This is a genomic window from Streptomyces sp. NBC_00557 (genome assembly GCF_036345995.1).
Lineage (GTDB): Bacteria > Actinomycetota > Actinomycetes > Streptomycetales > Streptomycetaceae > Streptomyces.
On record NZ_CP107796.1, the window covers coordinates 4,771,250 to 4,794,782 of the forward strand.

Annotated in this window: 21 protein-coding genes; 10 read left to right on the top strand and 11 right to left on the bottom strand. The window is 70.7% G+C overall.

The features are described 5' to 3' along the window. Nucleotides 1-215 precede the first annotated feature (215 nt). The 3 genes from OG956_RS20805 to OG956_RS20815 all read left to right on the top strand — a co-directional run bounded on the left by OG956_RS20805 (nt 216) and on the right by OG956_RS20815 (nt 4,794). Complete coding sequence (locus tag OG956_RS20805; protein ID WP_330339496.1) at nt 216-2,000, top strand: outer membrane protein assembly factor BamB family protein; 1,785 nt, start codon at nt 216-218, stop codon at nt 1,998-2,000. A gap of 81 nt (nt 2,001-2,081) precedes the next feature. Beyond that, nucleotides 2,082-3,878 carry an outer membrane protein assembly factor BamB family protein gene (locus OG956_RS20810; RefSeq protein ID WP_330339497.1) on the top strand — a complete coding sequence of 599 codons (1,797 nt, stop codon included), beginning with the start codon at nt 2,082-2,084 and terminating at the stop codon, nt 3,876-3,878. Nucleotides 3,879-4,110: 232 nt separating this feature from the next. Then, nucleotides 4,111-4,794 carry a helix-turn-helix transcriptional regulator gene (locus tag OG956_RS20815; RefSeq protein ID WP_330339498.1) on the top strand — a complete coding sequence of 228 codons (684 nt, stop codon included), beginning with the start codon at nt 4,111-4,113 and terminating at the stop codon, nt 4,792-4,794. A gap of 114 nt (nt 4,795-4,908) precedes the next feature. Here the strand turns inward: OG956_RS20815 and OG956_RS20820 are convergent, their stop codons facing one another. Together OG956_RS20820 and OG956_RS20825 are read right to left on the bottom strand one after the other, a co-directional pair. After that, nucleotides 4,909-5,259 (bottom strand): hypothetical protein, encoded by a 351-nt coding sequence (locus OG956_RS20820; RefSeq protein WP_330339499.1) that lies wholly within the window; start codon nt 5,257-5,259, stop codon nt 4,909-4,911. A 21-nt stretch (nt 5,260-5,280) separates the two neighbouring features. Then, nucleotides 5,281-6,972, bottom strand: coding sequence for a sodium:solute symporter family protein (locus OG956_RS20825; protein ID WP_330339500.1), 1,692 nt, complete (start codon nt 6,970-6,972; stop codon nt 5,281-5,283). Between the two features lie 179 nt (nt 6,973-7,151). Between OG956_RS20825 and galT the strand changes: the two genes are divergently transcribed. The 4 genes from galT (at nt 7,152) to OG956_RS20845 (ending at nt 11,439) form a co-directional block, all read left to right on the top strand. Beyond that, nucleotides 7,152-8,213 (top strand): galactose-1-phosphate uridylyltransferase, encoded by a 1,062-nt coding sequence (gene galT, locus OG956_RS20830; RefSeq protein ID WP_330339501.1) that lies wholly within the window; start codon nt 7,152-7,154, stop codon nt 8,211-8,213. Next, entirely contained in the window at nt 8,210-9,172 is a 963-nt protein-coding gene (galE, locus tag OG956_RS20835) for a UDP-glucose 4-epimerase GalE (RefSeq protein ID WP_330339502.1), read from the top strand. Before galT ends, galE begins: the two co-directional genes overlap by 4 nt. Next, nucleotides 9,172-10,326, top strand: coding sequence for a galactokinase (galK, locus tag OG956_RS20840; RefSeq protein WP_330339503.1), 1,155 nt, complete (start codon nt 9,172-9,174; stop codon nt 10,324-10,326). The genes galE and galK overlap by 1 nt, the downstream gene beginning before the upstream one ends. Nucleotides 10,327-10,671: 345 nt before the next feature. Then, nucleotides 10,672-11,439 carry a response regulator transcription factor gene (locus tag OG956_RS20845; RefSeq protein WP_330339504.1) on the top strand — a complete coding sequence of 256 codons (768 nt, stop codon included), beginning with the start codon at nt 10,672-10,674 and terminating at the stop codon, nt 11,437-11,439. On the opposite strand, the gene tamR is transcribed toward OG956_RS20845, so the two are convergent. Beyond that, nucleotides 11,398-11,895 carry a MarR family transcriptional regulator TamR gene (gene tamR, locus OG956_RS20850; RefSeq protein WP_330339505.1) on the bottom strand — a complete coding sequence of 166 codons (498 nt, stop codon included), beginning with the start codon at nt 11,893-11,895 and terminating at the stop codon, nt 11,398-11,400. The two genes, OG956_RS20845 and tamR, sit on opposite strands and share 42 nt — an antisense overlap. A gap of 89 nt (nt 11,896-11,984) precedes the next feature. Here tamR and OG956_RS20855 point away from each other — a divergent pair, with 89 nt between their 5' ends. Together OG956_RS20855 and OG956_RS20860 are read left to right on the top strand one after the other, a co-directional pair. After that, a complete protein-coding gene (locus tag OG956_RS20855) occupies nt 11,985-12,803 on the top strand; it encodes a trans-aconitate 2-methyltransferase (RefSeq protein WP_330339506.1) in 819 nt (272 codons plus the stop codon). Continuing rightward, nucleotides 12,800-13,162 carry a VOC family protein gene (locus OG956_RS20860; RefSeq protein ID WP_330339507.1) on the top strand — a complete coding sequence of 121 codons (363 nt, stop codon included), beginning with the start codon at nt 12,800-12,802 and terminating at the stop codon, nt 13,160-13,162. The genes OG956_RS20855 and OG956_RS20860 overlap by 4 nt, the downstream gene beginning before the upstream one ends. A gap of 9 nt (nt 13,163-13,171) precedes the next feature. Here OG956_RS20860 and OG956_RS20865 read toward each other — a convergent pair whose 3' ends face one another. Continuing rightward, nucleotides 13,172-13,849: a TetR/AcrR family transcriptional regulator gene (locus tag OG956_RS20865; protein ID WP_330339508.1), complete on the bottom strand. Its 678-nt coding sequence runs from the start codon at nt 13,847-13,849 to the stop codon at nt 13,172-13,174. Then, on the bottom strand, nt 13,846-14,853 hold the full coding sequence (locus OG956_RS20870; RefSeq protein WP_330339509.1) for an acyl-CoA desaturase: 1,008 nt from the start codon (nt 14,851-14,853) through the stop codon (nt 13,846-13,848). Before OG956_RS20870 ends, OG956_RS20865 begins: the two co-directional genes overlap by 4 nt. A gap of 302 nt (nt 14,854-15,155) precedes the next feature. Here OG956_RS20870 and ppc point away from each other — a divergent pair, with 302 nt between their 5' ends. Continuing rightward, on the top strand, nt 15,156-17,888 hold the full coding sequence (ppc, locus tag OG956_RS20875) for a phosphoenolpyruvate carboxylase (protein WP_330339510.1): 2,733 nt from the start codon (nt 15,156-15,158) through the stop codon (nt 17,886-17,888). A gap of 91 nt (nt 17,889-17,979) precedes the next feature. On the opposite strand, the gene OG956_RS20880 is transcribed toward ppc, so the two are convergent. The 6 genes from OG956_RS20880 to glmU form a co-directional block, all read right to left on the bottom strand. Further along, the gene (locus OG956_RS20880; protein WP_330339511.1) at nt 17,980-18,684 is read right to left on the bottom strand and encodes an LPXTG cell wall anchor domain-containing protein; all 705 of its coding nucleotides are present in this window, start codon (nt 18,682-18,684) and stop codon (nt 17,980-17,982) included. A gap of 126 nt (nt 18,685-18,810) precedes the next feature. Continuing rightward, entirely contained in the window at nt 18,811-19,326 is a 516-nt protein-coding gene (locus OG956_RS20885) for a hypothetical protein (protein ID WP_330342898.1), read from the bottom strand. 52 nt (nt 19,327-19,378) lie between these two features. Continuing rightward, nucleotides 19,379-19,984, bottom strand: coding sequence for an aminoacyl-tRNA hydrolase (gene pth, locus OG956_RS20890; RefSeq protein WP_330339512.1), 606 nt, complete (start codon nt 19,982-19,984; stop codon nt 19,379-19,381). A gap of 77 nt (nt 19,985-20,061) precedes the next feature. After that, nucleotides 20,062-20,658 carry a 50S ribosomal protein L25/general stress protein Ctc gene (locus OG956_RS20895; RefSeq protein WP_330339513.1) on the bottom strand — a complete coding sequence of 199 codons (597 nt, stop codon included), beginning with the start codon at nt 20,656-20,658 and terminating at the stop codon, nt 20,062-20,064. 198 nt (nt 20,659-20,856) lie between these two features. Next, nucleotides 20,857-21,837: a ribose-phosphate diphosphokinase gene (locus OG956_RS20900; RefSeq protein WP_330339514.1), complete on the bottom strand. Its 981-nt coding sequence runs from the start codon at nt 21,835-21,837 to the stop codon at nt 20,857-20,859. 155 nt (nt 21,838-21,992) lie between these two features. Then, complete coding sequence (glmU, locus tag OG956_RS20905) at nt 21,993-23,441, bottom strand: bifunctional UDP-N-acetylglucosamine diphosphorylase/glucosamine-1-phosphate N-acetyltransferase GlmU (protein WP_330339515.1); 1,449 nt, start codon at nt 23,439-23,441, stop codon at nt 21,993-21,995. Nucleotides 23,442-23,533 lie beyond the last annotated feature (92 nt).

The following is a 23,533-nucleotide window of genomic DNA, read 5'->3' on the forward strand; positions in this document are numbered from 1 at the left end:
GCTGTTGCGTGCGCCGCGTGCAGGGGGCGTGAAGGCGCGTAACGGCGGCATCACAGGGCGGTCGTCCCTTGGGAACAGCGGCGGATCCGGGCCCGTGCGCTGTCGGTACCGGGTGATAGAAAGAGCCGTCTGAGAACCGTCTGAGTAACGACCCAGGGTCCGTCGAGAACCTCAGGGCGTGGCTAAGAATCAGTGAACGAGGGGGAAGAGCGCTGATGACCCAGCCGCCCAGTCAGCCGCCGCAGGGCGGGTTCGGAGCGCCACAGGACCAGCCACCGCAGGGTGGCGGATTCGGCGCGCCCCAGCCGCCTCCGGCCCAGGGCGGCTTCGGCCCCCCGAGCGTCCCGCAGAACCCTCCGGGCGCGCCCCAGTCCGCCCCCGGCGCCCCGGGCGCACCCGCCGCGCCCCCGCCGCCGGCCGGCCCGCCGCAGCCCGGTTACGGCCACCCGCAGCAGCCGGGCCCGTACGGCGCCCCCGCCCCCTACGGCTATCCGCAGCAGCCGGGACCCTACGGGGCGGCGCCCCAGCCCGGTTTCGGCCACCCGCAGCAGCCGCCGTATCCGGGTGCGCCCGCCCCCGCGTCCGGCGGGAGGAAGACCGCGCTGGTCATCGGCGCCGCGGTGGCCGCCCTGCTCGTCATCGGCGGCACGGTGTACGCGGTCACGAGCGGCGGTGGCGACGGCGGCAAGAAGAAGCCGGTCGCGCAGCGGAGCGACGGCTCCCAGCACTCCTCCTCCGGTTCGCCGAGCCCGTCGAGCGGCGGCGGTGACGACCCGGAGGACCTCAACGCGGGCCGCAAGGCCGGTGAGGCGAAGGTGCTCTGGTACAAGCCGGCCCCGGACGCCCCCGGCGGCGGCGCCGACGCGCCCGGCATGTGGGTCACCGGCAAGGCGGTGGTGAAGGCGGCGTACAAGCAGGTCTTCGCCTACGGCGTCGGCGACGGCCGGCCCGCCTGGGGCCCGCTCTCCTTCCCGCAGAAGATATGCGCGGTCACCCCGCAGAAGTCGGCGGACGACAAGGTCGTCGTCGCCTACATGAGCGGCGCGGGCGACAACGCGAAGTGCAACCAGCTGCAGCAGATCGACCTGGGCACCGGCGAGAAGGGCTGGAGCGCCAAGGTCGCCGACGGCGGGCTGTTCGACAGCGCGCTCAACGTCGAACTGACCGTGAGCGGCAGGACGCTGATGGTGGGGCGTTCGGAGTCGGGCACGGCGTACGACATCGACAGCGGCAAGAAGCTGTACGACAAGGAGAAGTACGGCGCCGCCTGCTTCCCGGCCGCCTACGCGGGCGGCAGCGACCGGCTGATCCAGGTGTCCTCCTGCGGCGCCGGCGGCAGCAACGCGCACGACGAGATCCAGGAACTGGACCCGGCCACCGGCAAGGTGCGCTGGTCCCAGCCGGTGAAGAAGGGCTGGCAGGTCACCCGTGCCTTCTCCGTTGACCCGCTGGTGGTCTATCTGACCAACCAGGACAAGAAGGCCTGGAACATCTCCACCTTCACCAAGAACGGCACGTTCCGCTCCGAGGTGAAGGTCGACGAGAAGTTCGGCCCGCGCTGCGGCTGGGCGATCCTCGAACGCGATCTGCAGGGCTGCCAGGGCGTGGCCGCGGACGCCGACACGCTGTACCTGCCGACGAACGCCACCGCGAGCGCCAACGAGATCGTCGCCATCGGCCTGGCCGACGGGAAGGCGAAGTGGCGGGTGAAGTCCCCGGCGAACGAGCCGATGTACCCGGTGAAGGCCGAGGGCGGCAAGCTCGTCGCCTATGTGCAGCCGTCGTTCGACGCGGGCGGCCAGGTGGTGTCGATCCCGGCCGCCGGCTCCTCCCACGGCGTCACCAAGCTGCTGCAGAACCCGCAGGGCACCGCCGAGATCGAGGACACCTTCTACGACAGCGTCGTGGACTGGGCCGACGGGCGGTTCTTCATCTCCTCCGGCCGGCTGTCCGGCAGCGACCAGGCGAAGGAGAAGCTGATCATGGCCTTCGGCAACTGAGCCGCCGCCCGGCATCCCTTCCCATCGTCTCAACTCCCCGTCCCCGACAGGCTCTTCGAGCCTCACCGAGGTACCCTCGTCATGACCCAGCCGCCCCCTCCGCCGCCGAGCCAACCGCCGAACCAGCCCCCGCAGCCGCCCGGCTTCGGCCCCACGAACCCGAACCAGCCCCCGCAGCAGCCCCCTCAGCCGCCGCCCGGCTACGGATACCCGCACCCGGCGCCGCCCCCGCAGCCGCCCCAGCCCGGCTACGGCTACCCCGGCCCGCAGCAGAACCCGTACGGCCAGCAGGCCCCGGCCTACGGTCAGCAGGCTCCCGTCTACGGCCAGCAGCCCCCCGCCGGTTACGGGGCCGGGCCGCAGAACCCGTACGCCCAGCCCGTACAGCCCGGTTACGGCTATCCGGGCCAGTCACCGCAGGCGCCGATGCCGCCGCAGCCGGGGCAGGGCGGCGGACGGAACACCACCGCGCTCGTCATCGTCGTCGCGGCGGTCGTCGCCATCGCCCTGATCATCACCGGCGGCATCTGGTACGCCAACTCCTCCGGGGACGGCGGCAAGAAGCACGACACCGCCTCCTCCAGCGGCGGCACCGGCGGCAAGAACGGCAGCGGCGGCACCGGCGGCGGCAAGGAGAAGGTGCCGGCCGACCCGGCGGCGAAGGTGCTGTTCAAGGTGCCGCTTCCCACCACGGACGACGTGGTGACCACCGCGGGCTCGTGGCTGACCGGCAAGGTGTACGCCAAGAGCGGCGTCGCCGAGATCGTCGGCTACGACCCGGCCAAGGGCACCAGGCTGTGGACGATCAAACTGCCCGGCCCGGTCTGCGCGGCCAGCAAGCAGGTCACCTCCGACGGCCGGACCGCGATCACCTACCAGCCGAGGTGGGACACGAAGGACCACTTCGCCGGATGCACGCAGATCGCCGCGATCGATCTGAACGCCGGCCAGAAGCTATGGACGAAGACGGTCAAGTCCGGTGACTACCCGGTCAGTTACCAGAACGTGACGGTCGGCCGGCGCACCGTCGCGGTCGGCGACACCGAGGGCGGGGCCGCCTTCGACATCGACTCCGGCAAGCCGCTGTGGCTGCCGAAACCGGGCGACGACTGCTACGACGCCGGGTACGGCGGCGGCGCCAAGCTGGTCGCGGTGCGCAGCTGCGGAGACGTCGACAACGCGCGGCTGCTCATCCAGACCCTGGACCCGAAGACGGGGAAGGTGATCTCCGAGTACCGCATGGACCAGGGCATCGACAGGGCCTCCGTCGTCTCCACCGACCCGCTGGTGGTGGCCGCCGTCGTGGGTGACGGCAGCCGGAACATGGACTACTTCTCCATCGACGACAGGACGGGGAAGCTGCTCGCGCACATCTCGGCGCCGGCCGACGCCTACGGCGGCAAGTGCGAGGGCATCACCCGCTTCGAGGACTGCCACGGGATCGTCGTCGGCAACGGCAGGCTGTACCTGCCGACCGCGGAGCACGACTCCTCCTCCGGCCTCGGCCGGACCAACTCGATCGTCGCCTTCGACCTCACCACCGGGAAGCCGACGGGCCAGCGCGCCGACGCGGGCGACGGCACCACGCTCGTGCCGCTGCGCATGGACGGGAGCAACCTGCTCGCCTACAAGCCGCCGACGTACAAGGACGGCGGTCAGGTCGTCAGCATCGACGGCGGCAGCTTCAAGGAGACCAAGCTGCTGGTGAACCCGGCCGAGCAGAAGGCGCGAGAGGCCGAGAGCAACTTCCTGCCCGACAGCCATGAGTACCTCTACCGCGACGGCCGCCTGTACATGGCGCAGATCTTCGCCCGCCGCAAGGGCACGTCGTCGATCGGCGAACAGGACCTGGTGCTGGTGTTCGGCACGAGCGGCTGACCGTCCCATCGGCCCGCCGTCGCGGATCTCGCCCGAATGGGTGACTTGCCGAGAAGTGCCCCGGATTTCATCGATCCGGGGCACTTCTCATCAAGAGGGGCAGCGCGACGTCGAACAAGCGTGTAGCTTCCGGGGGCATATGGAGGGCGGAGGTGCCGGGGGGCCCTCTGTCCTTGCGGACCGGTGGGCGTCCATAGTGGGGCATCCATGGGGGGGACTGGGGGGTTGCTCTATGGGAGTGCGGCTCATGGTCGTCGACGACCATCGCCTGCTCGCGGAGGCGCTCGCGTCGGCGCTCAAGCTCCGCGGGCACCGGGTGCTCGCCGCGGCGGCGCCGGCCGCGGGTGCGGCGGACCTGGTGATCGCGCGGGCGCCGGAGGTGTGCCTGCTGGGTACGGCGGCGCCGGCCGAACCGGGCGTCTTCGACCCGGTGACGAAGATCAAGCGGGAGCGGCCGCAGGTCGCGGTGCTGGTGCTCGGGCCGGTGCCGTCGCCGCGCGGCATCGCGGCGGCGTTCGCGGCCGGCGCGTCGGGATACGTGCGGCACGACGAGCGCATCGAGGGCGTCGAGCGGGCGATCATGAAGGCGCGGGCCGGGGAGGCGGCGGTCGCCCCGCAGCTGCTGCAGGGGGCGTTCGGGGAGCTACTCAACCCCGCGGCGCAGCCCGACGACGAGGCCCAGCGCCTGCTGTCGATGCTGACGCCCCGGGAGGTGGAGGTGCTGGTCCGGGTGGCCGACGGCGAGGACACCCGGGTGATCGCCGCCGGCATGGGCATCGCGCCCAGCACCGCCCGCACCCACGTCCAGCGGGTGCTGATGAAGCTGGGCGTGGGGTCGCGGCTGGAGGCGGCGGCGCTGGCCGCCCGGACGGGACTGCTGGACCGGGCGGGGCCGTTGGCTTCCGGCACCGAGTAGGCGCCCGGCGTCGGTGCGGTCCCGTTGGGCGCAGCTACCGCGGCGGGCAGCGCCCCGTAAGGGGCGCGGGGAACTGCGCGACCAGCCCCTACGCACCCGCAGACGGAAGCGGTGCTACTCGCCCCGCTCCTGGTCCGGCAGCCCCTCCGGGGGAACCGGCGGAGGCGTCGGCCGCAGCCTCAGCCAGACCAGGAAGAAGATGCCCAGCAGGAGCATGCCGATCCCGGTCCAGAGGTTGATGTTGACGCCCTGGGCCTTGTCGATGGCGGCCTTGGAGTCGGTGATGCCGGTGATGGTGACGATGACGCCGTACAGCACGAACAGGCCGCCGATGATGCGGCGCAGGTCGAAGATGCGGGCCGCCGTCGCGGACTTGCCCTGCAGCTCGGTGACCTCCCGCAGGACGTCCTTCTCGCTGTAGTGGAAGCCCTCGCCCGGGCGGTCGGAGTGCGCGTTGTCGCTCATGGTTTCCTCGATCCTCCCGCGTCAGAACGAGAACGGGATGTAGCAGACGGCGGCCAGCACGACCGCGCCCCAGCCCAGCAGGGCCGGCCTGCGGTACCAGGCCTCGTCCCCGGGCGCGGGCGGTTCGGACATGCCGGGGGAGCGGGTGCCGTAGACCAGGCCCTGCAGCTCCTCGGCCGGCTTGGGCCTGGTGAACAGGGACACCGCGACCATCACGACCGCGCCAGCGACGAAGCCCGCGATGGCGGAGACGAAGTTGGCGCCCTGGTCGGAGGGGATAGCGATGATCCCCTTCTTGTAGAAGACGAAGTAGTTGACCATCGCGGTCACGGTGCCGGCGAGCAGGCCCCAGAAGCCGGACTTGGCGGACGCCCGCTTCCAGAACATGCCGACGATGAACACCACGAACATCGGCACGTTGAAGAAGGAGAACAGCGTCTGCAGGTAGGCCATGATGTTGGAGAACGAGGACGCCAGGAACGCCGTGCCGATGGAGGCGAGGACGCCGATGACGGTGATCATGCGGCCGAACCCGACGTAGTACGCGTCCTCGCGGCCCCGCACCACGTACTTCGCCCAGATGTCGTTGGTGAACACGGTGTTGAAGGACGACACGTTGGCCGCCATGCCGGCCATGAAGGCGGCGAGCAGACCGGTGACCGCGATGCCGAGCACGCCGTTGGGCAGCAGCTCCTGCATCAGGAACGGGATGGCGTCGTTGTACTGGTAGCCGGAGCCGGCGGTGCCGAACTTCGGGATGAGCGCGGCGGCGACCAGGCCCGGGATCATCACCAGGAAGACGATGAAGATCTTCGGGTAGGCGGCGATCAGCGGGGTGCGCTGACCGGCGGAGAGGTTCTTGGCGGACAGGGCGCGCTGCACCTCGGCGAAGTTGGTGGTCCAGTATCCGAAGGAGAGGACGAAGCCGAGGCCGAGGACGATGGTCAGCCAGTTGGCGCCGAGCGGGTTGACGTGGCCGATGCCGGTGCCGCCCCAGGCGGTGGTGAAGTTCGCCCCGTGGCTCGCGGTGAGCTTGTGGGTCAGGCCGTCCCAGCCGCCGGCCTTCTTCAGGCCGAGCGCGGTGATCGGGATGAGGGCGGCCAGGATCACGAAGAACTGCAGGACCTCGTTGTAGATCGCCGAGGACAGACCGCCGAGGGTGATGTACGCGAGGACGAAGGCGCCGGCGACCACGATGGCCACCCACTGCGGCCAGCCCAGCAGGGCCTCCACGACGATCGCGAGGGCGTAGAGGTTGACGCCCGCGATGAGGATGGCGGCGAACGCGAACAGGATCGAACTGAGCAGATGGGCCGCCCGGTCGAAGCGCAGCAGCAGGAACTCGGGGACCGAGCGGACCTTGCTGCCGTAGTAGAACGGCATCATCACCAGGCCCAGGAAGACCATGGCCGGGATGGCGCCGATCCAGTACCAGTGCACGGTGTACGCGCCGTACTGGGCGCTGTTCGCCGCCATGCCCAGGATCTCGGTGGCCGCCAGGTTCGCCGAGATGAAGGCGAGGCCGGTGATCCAGGCGGGCAGCGAGCGTCCGGACAGGAAGAAGTCGAGGCTGGTCTTCACCGAGCGGCGGGCCGCGAAGCCGATGCCGAGCACGACGACGAAGTAGATCGCCAGGATCGTGTAGTCCAGCCAGTTGGTGGGGAGCCGTAGCTGCGCCGCCAGGTACACGGGGCTGTCTGTGGGGGTTTGCATGGGTACTCGCTTCGTTGCGCGAACTGATCCAGAGCGGAACCTACGCCGCCGCCTTCAGTATTTGAACACTTCTGGTGGTGTTCTTTGTTTGATTGTGATGAACCGGGGGGTGGTCGAGTGTGGTCTGTTATGTTTGATTGTGTTGAGTGGTTGGGTGCGGGACGTAGAGGAGTCCGGCGTTGAAGAAGACCTCGACACGGCTGGCCGACGGTCGTGAGCTCATCTACTACGACCTGCGCGACGACACCGTGCGGGACGCCGTCGACCGCCGCCCGCTGGAGCGGACCCATACAACGTCCGAGATCCGCCGTGACGTGCTGCTCGGCGACTCGGTCGCCGTCGCCTCCCACCGCCAGGGCCGCACCTACCACCCGCCGGCCGACGAATGCCCCCTGTGCCCGACGCGGGACGGCCGGCTGAGCGAGATCCCGGACTCGTCGTACGACGTCGTCGTCTTCGAGAACCGCTTCCCCTCCCTCACCGGGGACTCCGGCCGCTGCGAGGTCGTCTGCTTCACCTCCGACCACGATGCCTCCTTCGCCGACCTGAGCGTCGAGCAGGCGCGCCTGGTGCTGGACGCCTGGACGGACCGGACGTCGGAGCTGTCGCATCTGCCCTCCGTCGAGCAGGTGTTCTGTTTCGAGAACCGCGGTGCCGAGATCGGTGTGACCCTGGGTCACCCGCACGGACAGATCTACGCCTACCCGTTCACCACTCCGCGCACCGCGCTGATGCTCCGCTCGCTCGCCGCGCACAAGGAGGCGACCGGCGGCGGGAACCTCTTCGACGCCGTCCTGGAACAGGAACGCGCCGGGGAGCGGGTCGTCCTCGAGGGTGAACACTGGACGGCGTTCGTGCCGTACGCGGCGCACTGGCCGTACGAGGTCCACCTGTACCCGAAGCGCCGCGTGCCCGACCTGCTCGCCCTCGACGAGGCGGCGCGCACAGAGTTCCCCCAGGTGTATCTGGAACTCTTGAAGCGCTTCGACCGGATCTTCGGCGAGGGTGAGCCTCCGACGCCGTACATCGCGGCCTGGCACCAGGCCCCGTTCGGCGCGCTGGAGGAGTTCGACGGCGTCACGCGCGACGACTTCGCGCTCCACCTCGAGCTTTTCACCATCCGCCGCACTTCCGGCAAGCTGAAGTTCCTCGCGGGTTCCGAGTCCGGCATGAACGTGTTCATCAACGACGTGCCGCCGGAGCGCGCGGCCGAGCGACTGCGAGAGGTAGCGAGTTCATGAAGTACCTGGTGACCGGTGGCGCCGGTTACGTCGGCAGTGTCGTGGCCCAGCACCTGCTGGAGGCCGGCCACGAGGTCACCGTCCTGGACAACCTCTCCACCGGTTTCCGCGAGGGCGTCCCGGCCGGCGCGGCCTTCGTCGAGGGCGACATCCGCGACGCCGCCAAGTGGCTCGACCCCTCCTACGACGGCGTGCTGCACTTCGCCGCGTCCTCGCAGGTCGGCGAGTCGGTGGTGAAGCCGGAGAAGTACTGGGACAACAACGTCGCCGGCTCGCTGGCGCTGCTCGGCGCCATGCGCGAGGCCGGCGTGCGCAGGCTGGTGTTCTCCTCCACGGCGGCCACCTACGGCGAGCCGGAGCAGGTCCCGATCGTGGAGAGCGCCCCCACGCGGCCGACCAACCCCTACGGCGCCACCAAGCTGGCCGTCGACCACATGATCACCAGCGAGGCGGACGCCCACGGCCTGGCCGCGGTCTCCCTGCGCTACTTCAACGTGGCCGGCGCCTACGGCGCCTACGGCGAGCGCCACGACCCCGAGTCGCACCTCATCCCGCTGGTCCTCCAGGTCGCCCAGGGCCGCCGCGAGGCGATCTCCGTCTACGGCGACGACTACCCGACCCCGGACGGCACCTGCGTGCGCGACTACATCCACGTCGCCGACCTGGCCGAGGCCCACCTGCTGGCCCTGGAGGCGGCCCGCCCGGGCGAGCACCTGATCTGTAACCTCGGCAACGGCGAGGGCTTCTCCGTGCGCCAGGTCATCGAGACGGTCCGGCAGGTCACCGGCCACCCGATCCCCGAGGTGGTCGCCCCGCGCCGGGGCGGCGACCCCGCGGTCCTGGTCGCCTCCGCCGAGGCCGCCCGCGAGAAACTCGGCTGGAACCCGTCCCGCGCGGATCTCGCGGGCATCGTCGCGGACGCCTGGCGGTTCGCTCAGCACATCGCAAGGGGGCAGTAGTGGGGGCACAGCAGGTCGCGCAGCGCTTCACCGAGCTGTACGGGGCCGCGCCGGACGGCGTCTGGGCGGCCCCGGGCCGGGTCAACCTGATCGGTGAGCACACCGACTACAACGACGGCTTCGTGATGCCGTTCGCCCTGCCGCACCGGACCGTCGCCGCGGTCTCCCGGCGCGCCGACGGCGTCCTGCGCCTGCACTCGGCGGACATCGAGGGCGGCGTGAAGGAGCTGCGGCTGGACACCCTGGACCCGCAGAGCGACGGCGACTGGACGGCGTACCCGGCGGGGGTCGTCTGGGCGCTGCGCGAGGCGGGCCACGCGGTGACCGGCGCGGACGTCCACCTGTCCTCGACCGTCCCGACCGGCGCGGGGCTGTCCTCCTCGGCGGCGCTGGAGGTGGTGACCGCCCTCGCCCTGAACGACCTGTACGAGCTCGGCCTGCCGGGCTGGAGGCTGGCGCGCCTGTGCCAGCGCGCCGAGAACGTCTACGTCGGCGCCCCGACCGGCATCATGGACCAGACGGCGTCCGCCTGCTGCGAGGCCGGCCACGCCCTGTTCCTCGACACCCGCGACCTGTCCCAGCGGCAGATCCCCTTCGACCTCGCCGCCGAGGGCCTGCGCCTGCTGGTCGTCGACACCCGGGTCAAGCACGCGCACAGCGGCGGCGAGTACGGCAAGCGCCGGGCCGGCTGCGAGAAGGGCGCGGCCCTGCTCGGCGTCGACGCCCTGCGGGACATCCCCTACGACGGCCTCGACGCGGCGCTTCGGCGGCTGGGCGACGAGGAGGAGGTGCGCCGCCTGGTCCGGCACGTGGTGACCGAGGACCAGCGGGTCGAACGGGTCGTCGGCCTGCTCCACGCCGGCGACACCCGCGCCATCGGCCCCGTCCTCACCGAGGGACACGCCTCCCTGCGCGACGACTTCCGCATCTCCTGCCCGGAGCTGGACCTGGTCGTCGACACCGCTCTGGCGAACGGCGCGCTCGGCGCCCGCATGACCGGCGGCGGCTTCGGCGGCTCGGCGATCGTCCTGACGGAGGCGGCCGAGGTGGACACCCTCACCAAGGCCGTCGAGGAGGCGTTCGCCGCCGCGGGCTTCAGGACCCCGCGCGTGTTCGAGGCGGTGCCGTCGGCGGGGGCGGTCCGGCTGGTGTGACACCGGCGTGATCTGTCCCGGGCAGATCACGTCGGGCTCTGTCGACTTTCGTCCCGCTACGAAACTCCCGGCTCACGGCACACGCCTGAAGGCTGCCAGTTCTGCAAATCCGCTTCCGTCGCGTGCCGCCATCCGTACTCTGAGGAGCAGCGCCGGTGGGGGCCGGTGCTGTTCAGGGGGCGAGACGGGCGGGTACGGCGCCCGCGGTGGGGTATCTGTTTCCGCGACGGCGGCGGCCGTGCGGCGCGTGGCCTCTTTCCGTGGATGCCGTGTCCGTTCCGCGGGTGCCGTGCCCGCGCGGCGTCTCGTTCTCCACAGGACCAGGCCCGGTCCGGGAGGGGTTTCGTGGTTCGTATCCGAGTCCTGGTCGTCGACGACCACCGCATCTTCGCCGAGTCGCTCGCCGCCGCCCTGGCCGCCGAGCCGGACGTCGAGGTGTCCGCGGCCGGCAGCGGCCCCGCCGCGCTGCGCTGCCTGGAGCGGGCGGCCGGGGAGGGCCGCCGCTTCGACGTGCTGCTGGTCGACGCCGACCTCGGCGGCACCGTGCCCGGCGGCCGCCCGGCCGTGCCCGTGCAGGACGGCGACGAGGAGGGCCTCGTCGACGGGATCTCCCTGGTCGCGGGCGTGCGCGCCGCACAGCCCGGGGTGCGGATCGTCGTGCTCGCCGAGAAGGACGACTCCCGGCGCGCGGCGCTCGCGCTGCAGGCCGGCGCCTCCGGATGGGTCGCGAAGGACTGCTCGCTGTCCCGGCTGCTGACGGTGATCCGGGGCGTGCTGCGCGACGAGACGCATCTGCCGCCCGCGCTGCTCACCGGCGTCCTCAGGGAGCTGACGGCCGCCCGCCGGCACCGCACCGAGAGCGAGCGGCTGGTGGAGTCCCTCACCCCGCGCGAGCGGGAGGTGCTGCGCTGCATGGTCGCGGGGCTGGGCCGCAAGGCCGTCGCCGAGCGGCTGTTCCTCTCCCCGCACACCGTGCGCACCCATATGCAGAACGTCCTCGGCAAGCTGGGCGTCCACTCCACGCTGGCGGCCGTCGCCCTCGCCCGCCGCGCGGGGGTCGGACCGGCCGACCTAACCGGGGATGTTGTCGAACGGGGCGGTCAGCTGGCGTAGCAGCCCGGCCAGTTCCGCCCGCTGGGCACTGGACAGCTCGCCGAGGATCGCCCGCTCCTGCTCCAGCAGGCCGGCCAGTGCCTGGTCCGCGCGGTCCCGGCCGGTGTCGGTCAGCCGGACCAGCACGCCGCGCCGGTCGCTCGGGTCCGGCAGCCGCTCCACCAGGCCCTTCTTGGCCAGCCGGTCGATCCGGTTGGTCATCGTGCCCGAGGTGACCAGGGTCTGCGTCAGCAGCTGGCCGGGGGAGAGCTGGTACGGCGTGCCGGCGCGCCGCAGTGCGGTCAGCACGTCGAACTCCCACGGCTCCAGCTGATGCTCGGCGAAGGCGAGCCGCCGGGCACGGTCCAGATGCCGGGCGAGCCGGCTCACCCGGCTGAGCACTTCCAGCGGCTCCACGTCGAGGTCCGGACGTTCCCGGCGCCACGCTGCGACCAGCCGATCGACCTCGTCCTCCATGGAGATCAGTGTAGTGGTTGTGTCGACATGAAGTCTCTTGACCTCAAGTCTCTTGACATCGAGAGAAATGGCGGAGGAGAGTGGATGCCATGACGACCCCCCTCTGGGACCCCGGGCAGTATCTGCGGCACGCCGGTCACCGGGCCCGTCCCTTCGCCGACCTGCTCGCCCGCGTCCCCGACCCGCCCACCCCGGCGCCCCGCATCGCCGACCTCGGCTGCGGCCCGGGCAACGTCACCGCGCAGCTCACCGAGCGCTGGCCCGCCGCCCACGTCACCGGCTACGACAACTCGCCCGCCATGCTCGACGCGGCCCACACCGAGCACGAGGGCCCCACGGCCGGCGGCGGACGGCTCGACTTCGCCCACGCCGACATCCGCACCTGGGCGCCCGAGGAGCCGCACGACCTGATCGTCTCCAACGCGACGCTGCAGTGGGTGCCGGGGCACGCCGACCGCTTCGCCGACTGGATCGCCGGCCTGAAACCCGGCGGCACCCTCGCCTTCCAGGTACCGGACAACATCGACGCCCCGCTGCACGCCCTGATGCGGGAGCTCGCCGCCACCCCCCGCTGGAAGACGCGCCTCGCCGGCGTGCTGCGGCGCACCGACTCCGTGCACACCCCCGGCGCCTACCTGGACCGCCTCGCCCGCCTGGGCTGCGCGGCCGACGTGTGGCAGACGACGTACTTCCACGTCCTCCAGGGCGAGGATCCCGTCCTGGACTGGGTGAAGGGCACCGGACTCAGGCCCGCGCTGACCGCCCTCGCCGACGACCCCGAGGCCCGGGAGCGGTTCCTCGCCGAGTACCGGGACCTGCTGCGGCAGGCCTACCCGAGCGCGCCGTACGGCACCGTCCTGCCCTTCCGCCGCCTGTTCGCCGTCGCCGTGAAGGAAGCCCGGACATGATCACCGCGCTCGACCATGTGCAACTGGCGGCCCCGCCCGGATCGGAGGACGCGCTGCGGGCGTACTACGCCGGCGTCCTGGGCATGACCGAGATCCCGAAACCACCGGCACTGGCGGCACGCGGCGGCTGCTGGTTCCAGGCGGGCGCCGCCCGGCTCCACCTGGGCGTCGAGGACGACTTCCGGCCCGCGAAGAAGGCCCACCCCGGCCTGCGGGTCACCGGGATCGAGGCGTACGCCGCCCGGCTCGCCGCCAAGGGCGCCAAGGTGACCTGGGACGACAACCTCCCGGGCCACCTGCGCTTCTACTCCGAGGACCCAGTGGGCAACCGGCTGGAGTTCCTGGAGCCCGCCGGGTAGTCCCGCCGGTCAGCTCCTGCGGTGCCCGATCAGCCGGGGCTTCTGTTCCAGCCCGTCCAGGCCGTGCCACGCCAGGTTCACCAGGTGCGCGGCGACCTCCGCCTTCTTCGGGCGGCGTACGTCCAGCCACCACTGGCCGGTCAGCGCCACCATGCCGACCAGCGCCTGCGCGTACAGCGGGGCCAGCTTCGGGTCGAAGCCGCGGGACTTGAACTCGCGGCCCAGGATGTCCTCCACCTGCGTCGCGATGTCCGAGATCAGCGAGGCGAAGGAACCCGTGGACTGCGGGATGGGGGAGTCGCGGACCAGGATGCGGAAGCCGTCCGTGTACTCCTCGATGTAGTCCAGCAGCGCGAACGCCGCCTGCTCGCACAGCTCACGCGGGTGCCCGGCCGTCAACGAGCCGGTCACCATGTCCAGCAGGCGGCGCATCTCGCGGTCCACGACCACCGCGTACAGGCCCTCCTTGCCGCCGAAGTGCTCGTACACCACCGGCTTGGACACCCCGGCCTTCGCCGCGATCTCCTCCACCGAGGTGCCTTCGAAACCTTTCGCCGCGAAGAGGGTGCGACCGATCTCCAGCAGCTGCTGGCGGCGCTCGGCACCGGTCATACGGGTCCGGCGTGTCCGCCGCGGCTTTTCGTTGCTGGAGGTGCTGCTGGAGTCGGTCGCCACGGCGTCAATCATGCCGCCTTCGCGGTCTCCTTCCGGCGCCGGGAACCGTCATCACCGGTGTTGCGGCGCGAATCGATACGCGAGCGTGACGGCCAGCGCACGTCGTACGCCCAGCCGAGCAGCTCGAAGATCCGGATGAACCGTGCGGAGGAGTCGATCTGGCCGCGCATCACACCGTGCCGCGCCGACGTCGGGTCGGCGTGGTGCAGGTTGTGCCAGGACTCGCCGCACGACAGCACCGCGAGCCACCACACGTTGCCCGAACGGTCCCGCGACTTGAACGGCCGCTTGCCCACCGCGTGGCAGATCGAGTTGATCGACCACGTCACGTGGTGCAGCAACGCCACCCGCACGAGTGAACCCCAGAAGAACGCGGTGAACGCGCCCCACCAGGACATCGTCACCAGACCGCCGATCAGCGGCGGCAGCAGCAGGGACGTCGCCGTCCACAGCACGAACTGGCGGGAGATCGCCCGGATCGCCGGGTCCTTGATCAGATCCGGCGCGTACTTGTCCTGCGGAGTCTGCTCCTCGTCGAACATCCAGCCGATGTGAGCCCACCACAGGCCCTTGATCAGCGCCGGAACCGTCTCCCCGAACCGCCACGGCGAGTGCGGATCGCCCTCCGCGTCGGAGAACTTGTGGTGCTTGCGGTGATCGGCCACCCAGCGCACCAGGGGCCCCTCCACGGCCAGCGACCCCATGATCGCCAGCGCGATCCGCAGCGGCCGCTTCGCCTTGAACGAACCGTGGGTGAAGTACCGGTGGAAACCGATCGTGATGCCGTGGCACCCCAGGAAGTAGAAGAACACCAGCAGGCCCAGATCGAGCCAGCTCACCCCCCAGCCCCAGGCCAGCGGCACGGCCGCCACGAGTGCCAGGAACGGCACGGTGATGAACAAAAGCAGCGTGATCTGCTCGATCGAACGCTTCTGTTCGCCACCCAGCGTGGCGGAGGGGGGAGAGGTGTCGGTGGCCTTACGGGCTTCTTCGATCACGTCGGAACTTGAGGTCATGCGCGTCCCCTGTGGGGTCGAGGGTCGAGGCAGGCGCCGGGTCACCGGAACCGCACAGGAGCGGACGGCCCTTCCCTACGGTTCCGTAACCTACGGCGTCGTAAGTATGGCAGCGTGTCGTGCGGCGGCAAGAGCCCCGGAGCCTGCGCGTCCCCATCGACACCTATCCTTGAACTCGGTCGGACAGCGCGGTCCGCTGAAGTTTCCTTCCCGGACGCTCCGGCCCGTATGCGGCACCCGCCGCCGCGGCAGCCGGCCGGGTTCCCTCCAGACGAGCTTCCACACTGCAAGGAGCCGCACCTGTGAGCAGTGCCGACGACCAGACCACCACGACCAGCAGCGAGCTGCGCGCCGACATCCGCCGGCTGGGTGATCTCCTCGGCGAGACCCTCGTACGGCAGGAAGGACCCGAGCTCCTCGACCTGGTCGAGAAGGTCCGCCGTCTCACCCGCGAGGACGGCGAGGCCGCCGCCGAGCTGCTGCGCGGCACCGAACTGGAGACCGCGGCCAAGCTGGTCCGCGCCTTCTCCATCTACTTCCACCTCGCCAACGTCACCGAGCAGGTGCACCGCGGCCGCGAACTGCGCGCCCGGCGCGCCGCCGAGGGCGGCCTCCTCGCCCGTACGGCGGACCGGCTCAAGGACGCCGACCCCGAGCACGTCAAGCAGACCGTCCAGAACCTGAACGTCCGCCCGGTGTTCACGGCGCACCCCACCGAGGCCGCGCGCCGCTCGGTCCTCAACAAGCTCCGGCGCATCGCCGCACTCCTGGAGGCCCCCGTCCACGGCTCCGACCGCCGCCGCCACGACGTCCGCCTCGCCGAGAACATCGACCTCGTCTGGCAGACCGACGAACTGCGCGTCGTACGCCCCGAGCCCGCCGACGAGGCCCGCAACGCCATCTACTACCTCGACGAGCTCCACGCCAACGCCGTCGGCGACGTCCTGGAGGACCTCACCGCCGAACTGGAACGCGTCGGCGTCAAGCTCCCCGACGACACCCGCCCCCTCACCTTCGGCACCTGGATCGGCGGCGACCGCGACGGCAACCCCAACGTCACCCCCCAGGTCACCTGGGACGTCCTGATCCTCCAGCACGAACACGGCATCAACGACGCCCTGGAGACGATCGACGAACTGCGCGGCCTGCTCTCCAACTCCATCCGCTACACCGGCGCCACCGAGGAACTCCTGGAGTCCCTCAAGACCGACCTGGAGCGGCTGCCCGAGATCAGCCCCCGCTACAAGCGCCTCAACGCCGAGGAGCCCTACCGGCTCAAGGCCACCTGCATCCGGCAGAAGCTGGAGAACACCAAGCAGCGCCTCGCCAAGGGCACCCCGCACGAGCCGGGCCGCGACTACCTCGGCACCAGCGAACTCCTCGCCGACCTGCGGATCATCCAGACCTCCCTGCGCGAGCACCGCGGCGCCCTCCTCGCCGACGGCCGCCTCGCCCGCACCATCCGCACCCTCGCCGCCTTCGGCCTCCAACTCGCCACCATGGACGTCCGCGAACACGCCGACGCCCACCACCACGCCCTCGGCCAGCTCTTCGACCGCCTCGGCGAGGAGTCCTGGCGCTACGCCGACATGCCCCGCGAGTACCGCGCCAAGCTCCTCGCCAAGGAACTGCGCTCCAGAAGGCCGCTGGCCCCCACCCCCGCCCCCGTGGACGCCGCCGGCGCCAAGACCCTCGGCGTCTTCCAGACCGTCAAGCGCGCCCTCGAGGTCTTCGGACCCGAGGTCATCGAGTCCTACATCATCTCCATGTGCCAGGGCGCCGACGACGTCTTCGCCGCCGCCGTCCTCGCCCGCGAGGCCGGCCTCATCGACCTGCACGCCGGCTGGGCCAAGATCGGCATCGTGCCGCTGCTGGAGACCACCGACGAGCTGCGCGCCGCCGACACCATCCTCGAGGACATGCTCTCCGACCCGTCCTACCGGCGCCTGGTCGCACTGCGCGGCGACGTCCAGGAGGTCATGCTCGGCTACTCCGACTCCTCCAAGTTCGGCGGCATCACCACCAGCCAGTGGGAGATCCACCGCGCCCAGCGCCGCCTGCGCGACGTGGCGCACCGCTACGGCGTCCGGCTGCGCCTCTTCCACGGCCGCGGCGGCACCGTCGGCCGCGGCGGCGGCCCCTCCCACGACGCCATCCTCGCCCAGCCCTGGGGCACCCTCGAAGGCGAGATCAAGGTCACCGAGCAGGGCGAGGTCATCTCCGACAAGTACCTCATCCCCTCCCTCGCCCGGGAGAACCTGGAACTGACCGTCGCGGCCACCCTGCAGGCCTCCGCCCTGCACACCGCCCCCCGCCAGTCCACCGAGGCCCTCGCCCGCTGGGACGCCGCCATGGACGTCGTCTCCGACGCCGCCCACGCCGCCTACCGCCGCCTCGTCGAGGACCCCGACCTGCCGACGTACTTCCTCGCGTCGACGCCGGTGGACCAGCTCGCCGAGCTGCACCTGGGCTCCCGGCCCTCCCGCCGCCCCGGCTCCGGCGTCTCGCTCGACGGCCTGCGCGCCATCCCCTGGGTGTTCGGCTGGACCCAGTCCCGCCAGATCGTCCCCGGCTGGTTCGGCGTCGGCTCCGGCCTGAAGGCCCTGCGCGAGGCCGGACTCGACACCGTCCTCGACGAGATGCACCAGCAGTGGCACTTCTTCCGCAACTTCATCTCCAACGTCGAGATGACCCTCGCGAAGACCGACCTGCGCATCGCCCAGCACTACGTCGACACCCTCGTCCCCGACAACCTCAAGCACGTCTTCGACACCATCAAGGCCGAACACGACCTGACCGTCGCCGAGGTCCTCCGCGTCACCGGTGAGAAGGAGCTCCTGGACCACCAGCCCGTCCTGAAGCAGACCTTCGCCATCCGCGACGCCTACCTCGACCCGATCAGCTACCTCCAGGTCGCCCTCCTCAAGCGGCAGCGCGACGCCGTCGCGGCCGGCGAGCAGCCCGACCCGCTGCTCTCCCGCGCCCTGCTGCTCACCGTCAACGGCGTCGCCGCCGGCCTGCGCAACACCGGCTGACCCGCCGGCAACGGCCCATACGACGGTGCCCCCCGAGCCACGCTGCGCGGGGGGCACCGCCCGTCTCACGGGGCTCCGGTCGGACCCGGGCTCAGCCCCGGGCCGCCTTCCGGCGCCGCAGCACCAGGAAACCGCCGCCCGCGACCAGCGCCGCCGCGGCACCCGACAGCACACCCACCGGGACACCGTTGCCGGTCTCGGCCAGGTCGCCCCCGCCCGCACCGCCCTGCGGCGAGGGGGACGCCGACGGCGCGACGCCACCGGCGGAGGCGGAGGCCGACGCCGAAGCCGACGCAGCGGCCGACGAGGACGACCCGGCCGACGCCGACGCGGACGCCGGGGCCGACGAGGACGCGGACGCCGACGGCCCCGTACCGCCCTCGGAGGACGAGCAGTCCGTCCAGAACACCTTGTGCTTCGCCGCCTTGCTCTTCTCACCGGCGAAGTTCCAGAACAGCTTGTAGTGCCCGTCCGGCAGCGACAGATCCTCCGTACGGCCATGACCCGCGCCGTCCAGAGCGATCGAACCGGACTTCACCGTCTCGCCCTTCACGCCGGCCGTCGGCGCCCAGGAATCGATGTGCCAGGACACCTGCTGGCCACCGTCGAAACCGAAGGCGTCCAGGTAGAACGTGCACACATGCGGCTCGTTCCGGCGCAGCTCCTCGCCGGTCGAGGCATCGTGGATCTTGACCGTGCCGTTGTCGCCGGGCGCGGTCGCATGAGCGGAAGGCGCCGTGAACACGGCGGCCGCAGCGACGGCGCACACGGCGCCGACGCGGGTGGGGGTACGCATGAGGCGGTCCACTCTTCGTGTTGCTGATGGGGAAGAAGTGGGGGTGGCGGCTCAGCATCCATCCCGCGCTGACCCAACGTCAATCACGAACAGACAACACCTGCACGCCGTCACCGGCGCGCCGCCTCACGAACCGGCGGACACCGCCACGAACGCGCCCGTCAGCAACGCCACACCACACCCCGCCAGCACCCACGCCACCCGCGTCAGCCGCAACCCGCCGGCCACCACCACCGACGCCAGCAGCAGCGCACCGCCCAACGGCACCCACGCGTACAGAATCCCCGCCGGACCCGAACGCACCGCCACCGCCGTACCCGGCTTCAGCACCACGTCGTACGTCCGCCCCTTGCGCACCGCCACCGACTTCGCCAGCTCCACACGCGCGCGTGCCCGCGCCCCCGCCGACACCGGCCGGAACGCACCCGTGCACGTGTCCCCCGCACACGAGGCCACCCGCACCGTGCCCTGCTCCCGGCCCTTCGGCAGCATCACGTGCTGCGCGGTCCCCCAGGAACCCCACACCCCGGCGAACAGAATCAGCGCGGCGACCGCGCCCATCGCCGCGACCCGCCCGAACCGCAGCGCGGTCACGGACGCCTGGCGAGCAGTGGTGGCTGAGGCAGGCATGGCCGGGATCATTGGCCATAGGGCCACGACCGGTCAACTCACCCGCCCGCCGAACCCGCACATGTCAGGAGTTGTACGCGCTCTGCGCCCGCTCCAGACCCTCCGTCACCAGGCACTCCACCGAATCCGCCGCCCGGTCCACGAAGTAGTCCAGCTCCTTGCGCTCCGCCGACGAGAAGTCCTTCAGCACGAAGTCCGCCACCTGCATACGCCCCGGAGGCCGCCCGATCCCGAACCGCACCCGGTGGTAGCCCGGACCCATCGCCTTCGTCATCGACTTCAGGCCGTTGTGCCCGTTGTCGCCGCCGCCCAGCTTCAGCCGCAGCGTCCCGTAGTCGATGTCCAGCTCGTCGTGCACCGCCACGATGTGCGCCACCGGCACCTTGTAGAAGTCCCGCAGCGCGTTCACCGGACCACCGGACAGGTTCATGTACGACATCGGCTTCGCCAGGACCACCCGCCGGCTCCCCGGCCCCGCCGGACCGATCCGCCCCTCCAGCACCTGCGCCTGCGCCTTGCCCGCCCGCTTGAACTTCCCCCCGATCCGCTCCGCGAGCAGGTCCACCACCATGAAACCGACGTTGTGCCGGTTCATGGCGTACTCCGGCCCGGGATTGCCGAGCCCGACGATCAGCCAGGGATCAGTGCTGGCGGGGGTGGTCACGTCCATCTCTCCTTGATACGCGCCAGCCGCCGCTGCCCGCGAGGGGCAGCGGCGGCTGAACCGATGACGACGACGGTCGAGGATCAGGCCTCGGCCGCCTCCTCGCCCTCCTCGGCGGCCTCGCCCTCGGTCTCCTCGACCTGGGCCTGCAGCACCTGCAGGACGACCGCGTCCTCGTCCACGGCCAGGGTGACGCCCTGCGGCAGGGTGATGTCCTTGGCGTGGATGGAGGCGCCGGCCTCCAGGCCCTCGATGGAGACCGTCACGGCCTCGGGGATGTGGGTCGCCTCGGCCTCGACCGGCAGCGCGTCCAGGACGTGCTCCAGCAGGTTGCCGCCCGGGGCTAGCTCGCCCTCGGTGTGCACCGGAACCTCGACCGTGACCTTCTCGCCACGCTTGACCAGCAGCAGGTCCACGTGCTCCAGGAAGCCCTTCAGCGGGTCGCGCTGCACGGCCTTCGGGATCGCCAGCTCGCTGGTCTTGCCGTCGATGTCCAGGGAGATCAGGACGTTCGGCGTACGCAGCGCCAGCAGCAGGTCGTGACCCGGCAGGGTCAGGTGCACCGGGTCGGTGCCGTGGCCGTAGAGAACAACCGGAACCTTGTTGTCACGGCGGATGCGACGGGCCGCACCCTTGCCGAACTCGGTACGGGTCTCGGCGGCGAGCTTCACCTCGGACATGATGATCACTCCTCGTAGGAACTCGGAACGGACGTGGTCACCCGGCCACGAACGGCCTGCTACGAAGAGCGCGTCGATAACGGACCGCCGTACACGAGTACGGCCTCCCTCGCCGAGCAACTGCAGCAGTTTACCCGGCGGGGGAGGCCGCACCCAAAACGATCTTCAGCCGCGGTCAGCGCAGCCCGTGCAGAAACCTCACTGCTCGTCGAACAGGCTCGTCACCGAACCATCCTCGAACACCTCACGCACCGCACTCGCGATCGTCGGAGCGATCGACAACACCGTGATCTTGTCCAGATCCCGGCCCAGCTCCGCCGGCGTCGGCAGCGTGTTCGTGAACACGAACTCACTCACCCGCGAGTTCTTCAGCCGGTCCGCCGCCGGACCCGACAGCACACCGTGCGTCGCCGTGACGATCACGTCCTCCGCACCATGCGCGAACAGCGCGTCCGCCGCCGCACAGATCGTGCCACCGGTGTCGATCATGTCGTCGACCAGGACACACACCCGGCCCTTGACCTCACCCACGACCTCGTGGACCGTCACCTGGTTCGCCACGTCCTTGTCACGCCGCTTGTGCACGATTGCCAGCGGCGCACCCAGCCGGTCGCACCACCGGTCCGCCACCCGCACCCGGCCCGCGTCCGGCGACACCACCGTCAGCTTGTCCCGGTCCACCTTGTCGCCCACATAGTCCGCCAGCAGCGGCAGCGCGAACAGATGGTCCACCGGCCCGTCGAAGAAGCCCTGGATCTGATCCGTGTGCAGATCCACCGTCAGGATCCGGTCCGCACCCGCCGTCTTCATCAGATCCGCGATCAGACGCGCCGAAATCGGTTCACGCCCCCGGTGCTTCTTGTCCTGCCGCGCGTAACCGTAGAACGGCACGATCACCGTGATCGAACGAGCCGAAGCACGCTTCAGCGCGTCGATCATGATCAACTGCTCCATGATCCACTTGTTGATCGGAGCCGTGTGGCTCTGGATCAGGAAACAGTCCGCACCACGAGCCGACTCCTGGTAGCGGACATAGATCTCACCGTTCGCGAAGTCGAAGGCCTTCGTCGGGACGACCCCGACACCCAGCTGCTGGGCGACCTCCTCGGCAAGCTCGGGGTGGGCGCGGCCGGAGAAGAACATCAACTTCTTCACGCCGGTCGTCTTGATCCCGGTCACAGCACAGTCTCCTCAGAGGTTGTCTCAGCCAGCCGACTGCTCACACAGCCTCGCCACAGCACAAGAGAGGCCATATCAGCTGGTAGGGGGTGCGGATGCACGCGTGCGGATGTGCACTTATCACGGTACGCCGACTTTGACGCACCCGTTTCCGGTCAGTCCTCGTTCCCGCCCCTCCGGGACGCCGCCTCGGCCGCCTTCGCAGCCGCGCTCCCCGGACGCTTCCGCGCCACCCAACCCTCGATATTCCGCTGCTGACCACGGGCCACGGCCAGCGAACCGGGCGGCACATCCTTCGTGATCACAGACCCGGCGGCGGTGTACGCACCGTCCCCGACCGTGACAGGAGCCACAAACATGTTGTCCGAACCCGTCTTGCAGTGCGAGCCCACCGTCGTGTGATGCTTGTGCTCCCCGTCATAGTTCACGAACACACTCGCCGCTCCGATGTTCGTGTACTCACCGATCGTCGCATCACCCACATAGGACAGATGCGGCACCTTCGTGCCCTCGCCGATGCTGGCGTTCTTCGTCTCGACGTACGTACCGATCTTGCCCTTCACACCCAGACGCGTACCGGGACGCAGATACGCGTACGGCCCCACGGACGCCTCGGCGCCCACCACCGCCCCGTCCGACACGGTGTTGTCCACCCGCGCCCCCGCACCCACCCGGGTGTCCTTCAGCCGGCTGTTCGGCCCCACCTCGGCACCCTCACCCAGGTGAGTCGACCCCGTCAGCAGCGTGTTCGGATGCACCACGACATCCCGCTCGAACGTGACCGTCACATCCACCCACGTGGACGCGGGATCCACCACGGTGACCCCCTCGAGCATCGCAGCCGTCAGCAGCCGCTCGTTCAGAATCCGGCGCGCCTCCGCCAGCTGCACCCGGTTGTTGATCCCCGCGATCTCCCGGTGATCGCCCGCCACCGAGGCCCCCACCCGGTGACCGGCCTCCCGCAGGATCCCGAGCACATCGGTGAGGTACTCCTCACCCTGGCTGTTGTCCGTCCGCACCTTCTTCAGCGCGTCCGCCAGCAGCTGCCCGTCGAACGCGAACACCCCGCTGTTGATCTCCCGGATCGACCGCTGGGCGTCGGAGGCGTCCTTGTGCTCCACGATCTCCGTCACGGCACCCGTCGCCTCGTCGCGGATGATCCGCCCGTACCCGGTGGCGTCCGGCACCTCGGCGGTCAGCACGGTCACCGCGTTGCCGTCGGCGGCGTGGGTCTGCGCGAGCTGTTTCAGCGTCCCGCCGGTCAGCAGGGGCGTGTCCCCGCACACCACCACCACGGTCCCGTCCACGGACCCGCCCAGCTCCTCCAGGCCCATGCGCACGGCGTGCCCGGTGCCGTTCTGCTCCGCCTGCACGGCGGTACGGGTGGCGGGATCGATCTCGGCGAGGTGGGCGGTGACCTGCTCACGGGCGTGCCCCACGACGACGACCAGGTTCTGGGGATCCAACTCACGGGCTGCGGCCAGCACGTGGCCCACGAGGGAACGACCGCAGATCTCGTGCAGGACCTTCGGTGTGGCCGACTTCATACGGGTGCCCTCACCCGCTGCGAGAACGACGACGGCTGCCGGGCGGATGGCGCTCACGGGGTTGCCCTTCGGCTGTGGGTGAGTGGGGATGACAGCCGCAGGATACCGGGGGGAGTTTCGGGGGGCATGAGAGCGGGCCCTGACGGGGG

Excerpts from the sequence above, each read along its gene's own strand:
- OG956_RS20810 (WP_330339497.1), top strand. The coding sequence starts at position 2,082 with ATGACCCAGCCGCCCCCTCCGCCGCCGAGCCAACCGCCGAACCAGCCC.
- OG956_RS20820 (WP_330339499.1), bottom strand. The coding sequence starts at position 5,259 with ATGAGCGACAACGCGCACTCCGACCGCCCGGGCGAGGGCTTCCACTAC.
- tamR (WP_330339505.1), bottom strand. The coding sequence starts at position 11,895 with ATGGAGGACGAGGTCGATCGGCTGGTCGCAGCGTGGCGCCGGGAACGT.
- OG956_RS20865 (WP_330339508.1), bottom strand. The coding sequence starts at position 13,849 with ATGATTGACGCCGTGGCGACCGACTCCAGCAGCACCTCCAGCAACGAA.
- galE (WP_330339502.1), top strand. The coding sequence starts at position 8,210 with ATGAAGTACCTGGTGACCGGTGGCGCCGGTTACGTCGGCAGTGTCGTG.
- OG956_RS20805 (WP_330339496.1), top strand. The coding sequence starts at position 216 with ATGACCCAGCCGCCCAGTCAGCCGCCGCAGGGCGGGTTCGGAGCGCCA.
- OG956_RS20825 (WP_330339500.1), bottom strand. The coding sequence starts at position 6,972 with ATGCAAACCCCCACAGACAGCCCCGTGTACCTGGCGGCGCAGCTACGG.
- OG956_RS20885 (WP_330342898.1), bottom strand. The coding sequence starts at position 19,326 with ATGATCCCGGCCATGCCTGCCTCAGCCACCACTGCTCGCCAGGCGTCC.
- pth (WP_330339512.1), bottom strand. The coding sequence starts at position 19,984 with ATGGACGTGACCACCCCCGCCAGCACTGATCCCTGGCTGATCGTCGGG.
- OG956_RS20880 (WP_330339511.1), bottom strand. The coding sequence starts at position 18,684 with ATGCGTACCCCCACCCGCGTCGGCGCCGTGTGCGCCGTCGCTGCGGCC.
- OG956_RS20855 (WP_330339506.1), top strand. The coding sequence starts at position 11,985 with ATGACGACCCCCCTCTGGGACCCCGGGCAGTATCTGCGGCACGCCGGT.
- OG956_RS20860 (WP_330339507.1), top strand. The coding sequence starts at position 12,800 with ATGATCACCGCGCTCGACCATGTGCAACTGGCGGCCCCGCCCGGATCG.
- OG956_RS20815 (WP_330339498.1), top strand. The coding sequence starts at position 4,111 with ATGGGAGTGCGGCTCATGGTCGTCGACGACCATCGCCTGCTCGCGGAG.
- OG956_RS20895 (WP_330339513.1), bottom strand. The coding sequence starts at position 20,658 with ATGTCCGAGGTGAAGCTCGCCGCCGAGACCCGTACCGAGTTCGGCAAG.
- OG956_RS20870 (WP_330339509.1), bottom strand. The coding sequence starts at position 14,853 with ATGACCTCAAGTTCCGACGTGATCGAAGAAGCCCGTAAGGCCACCGAC.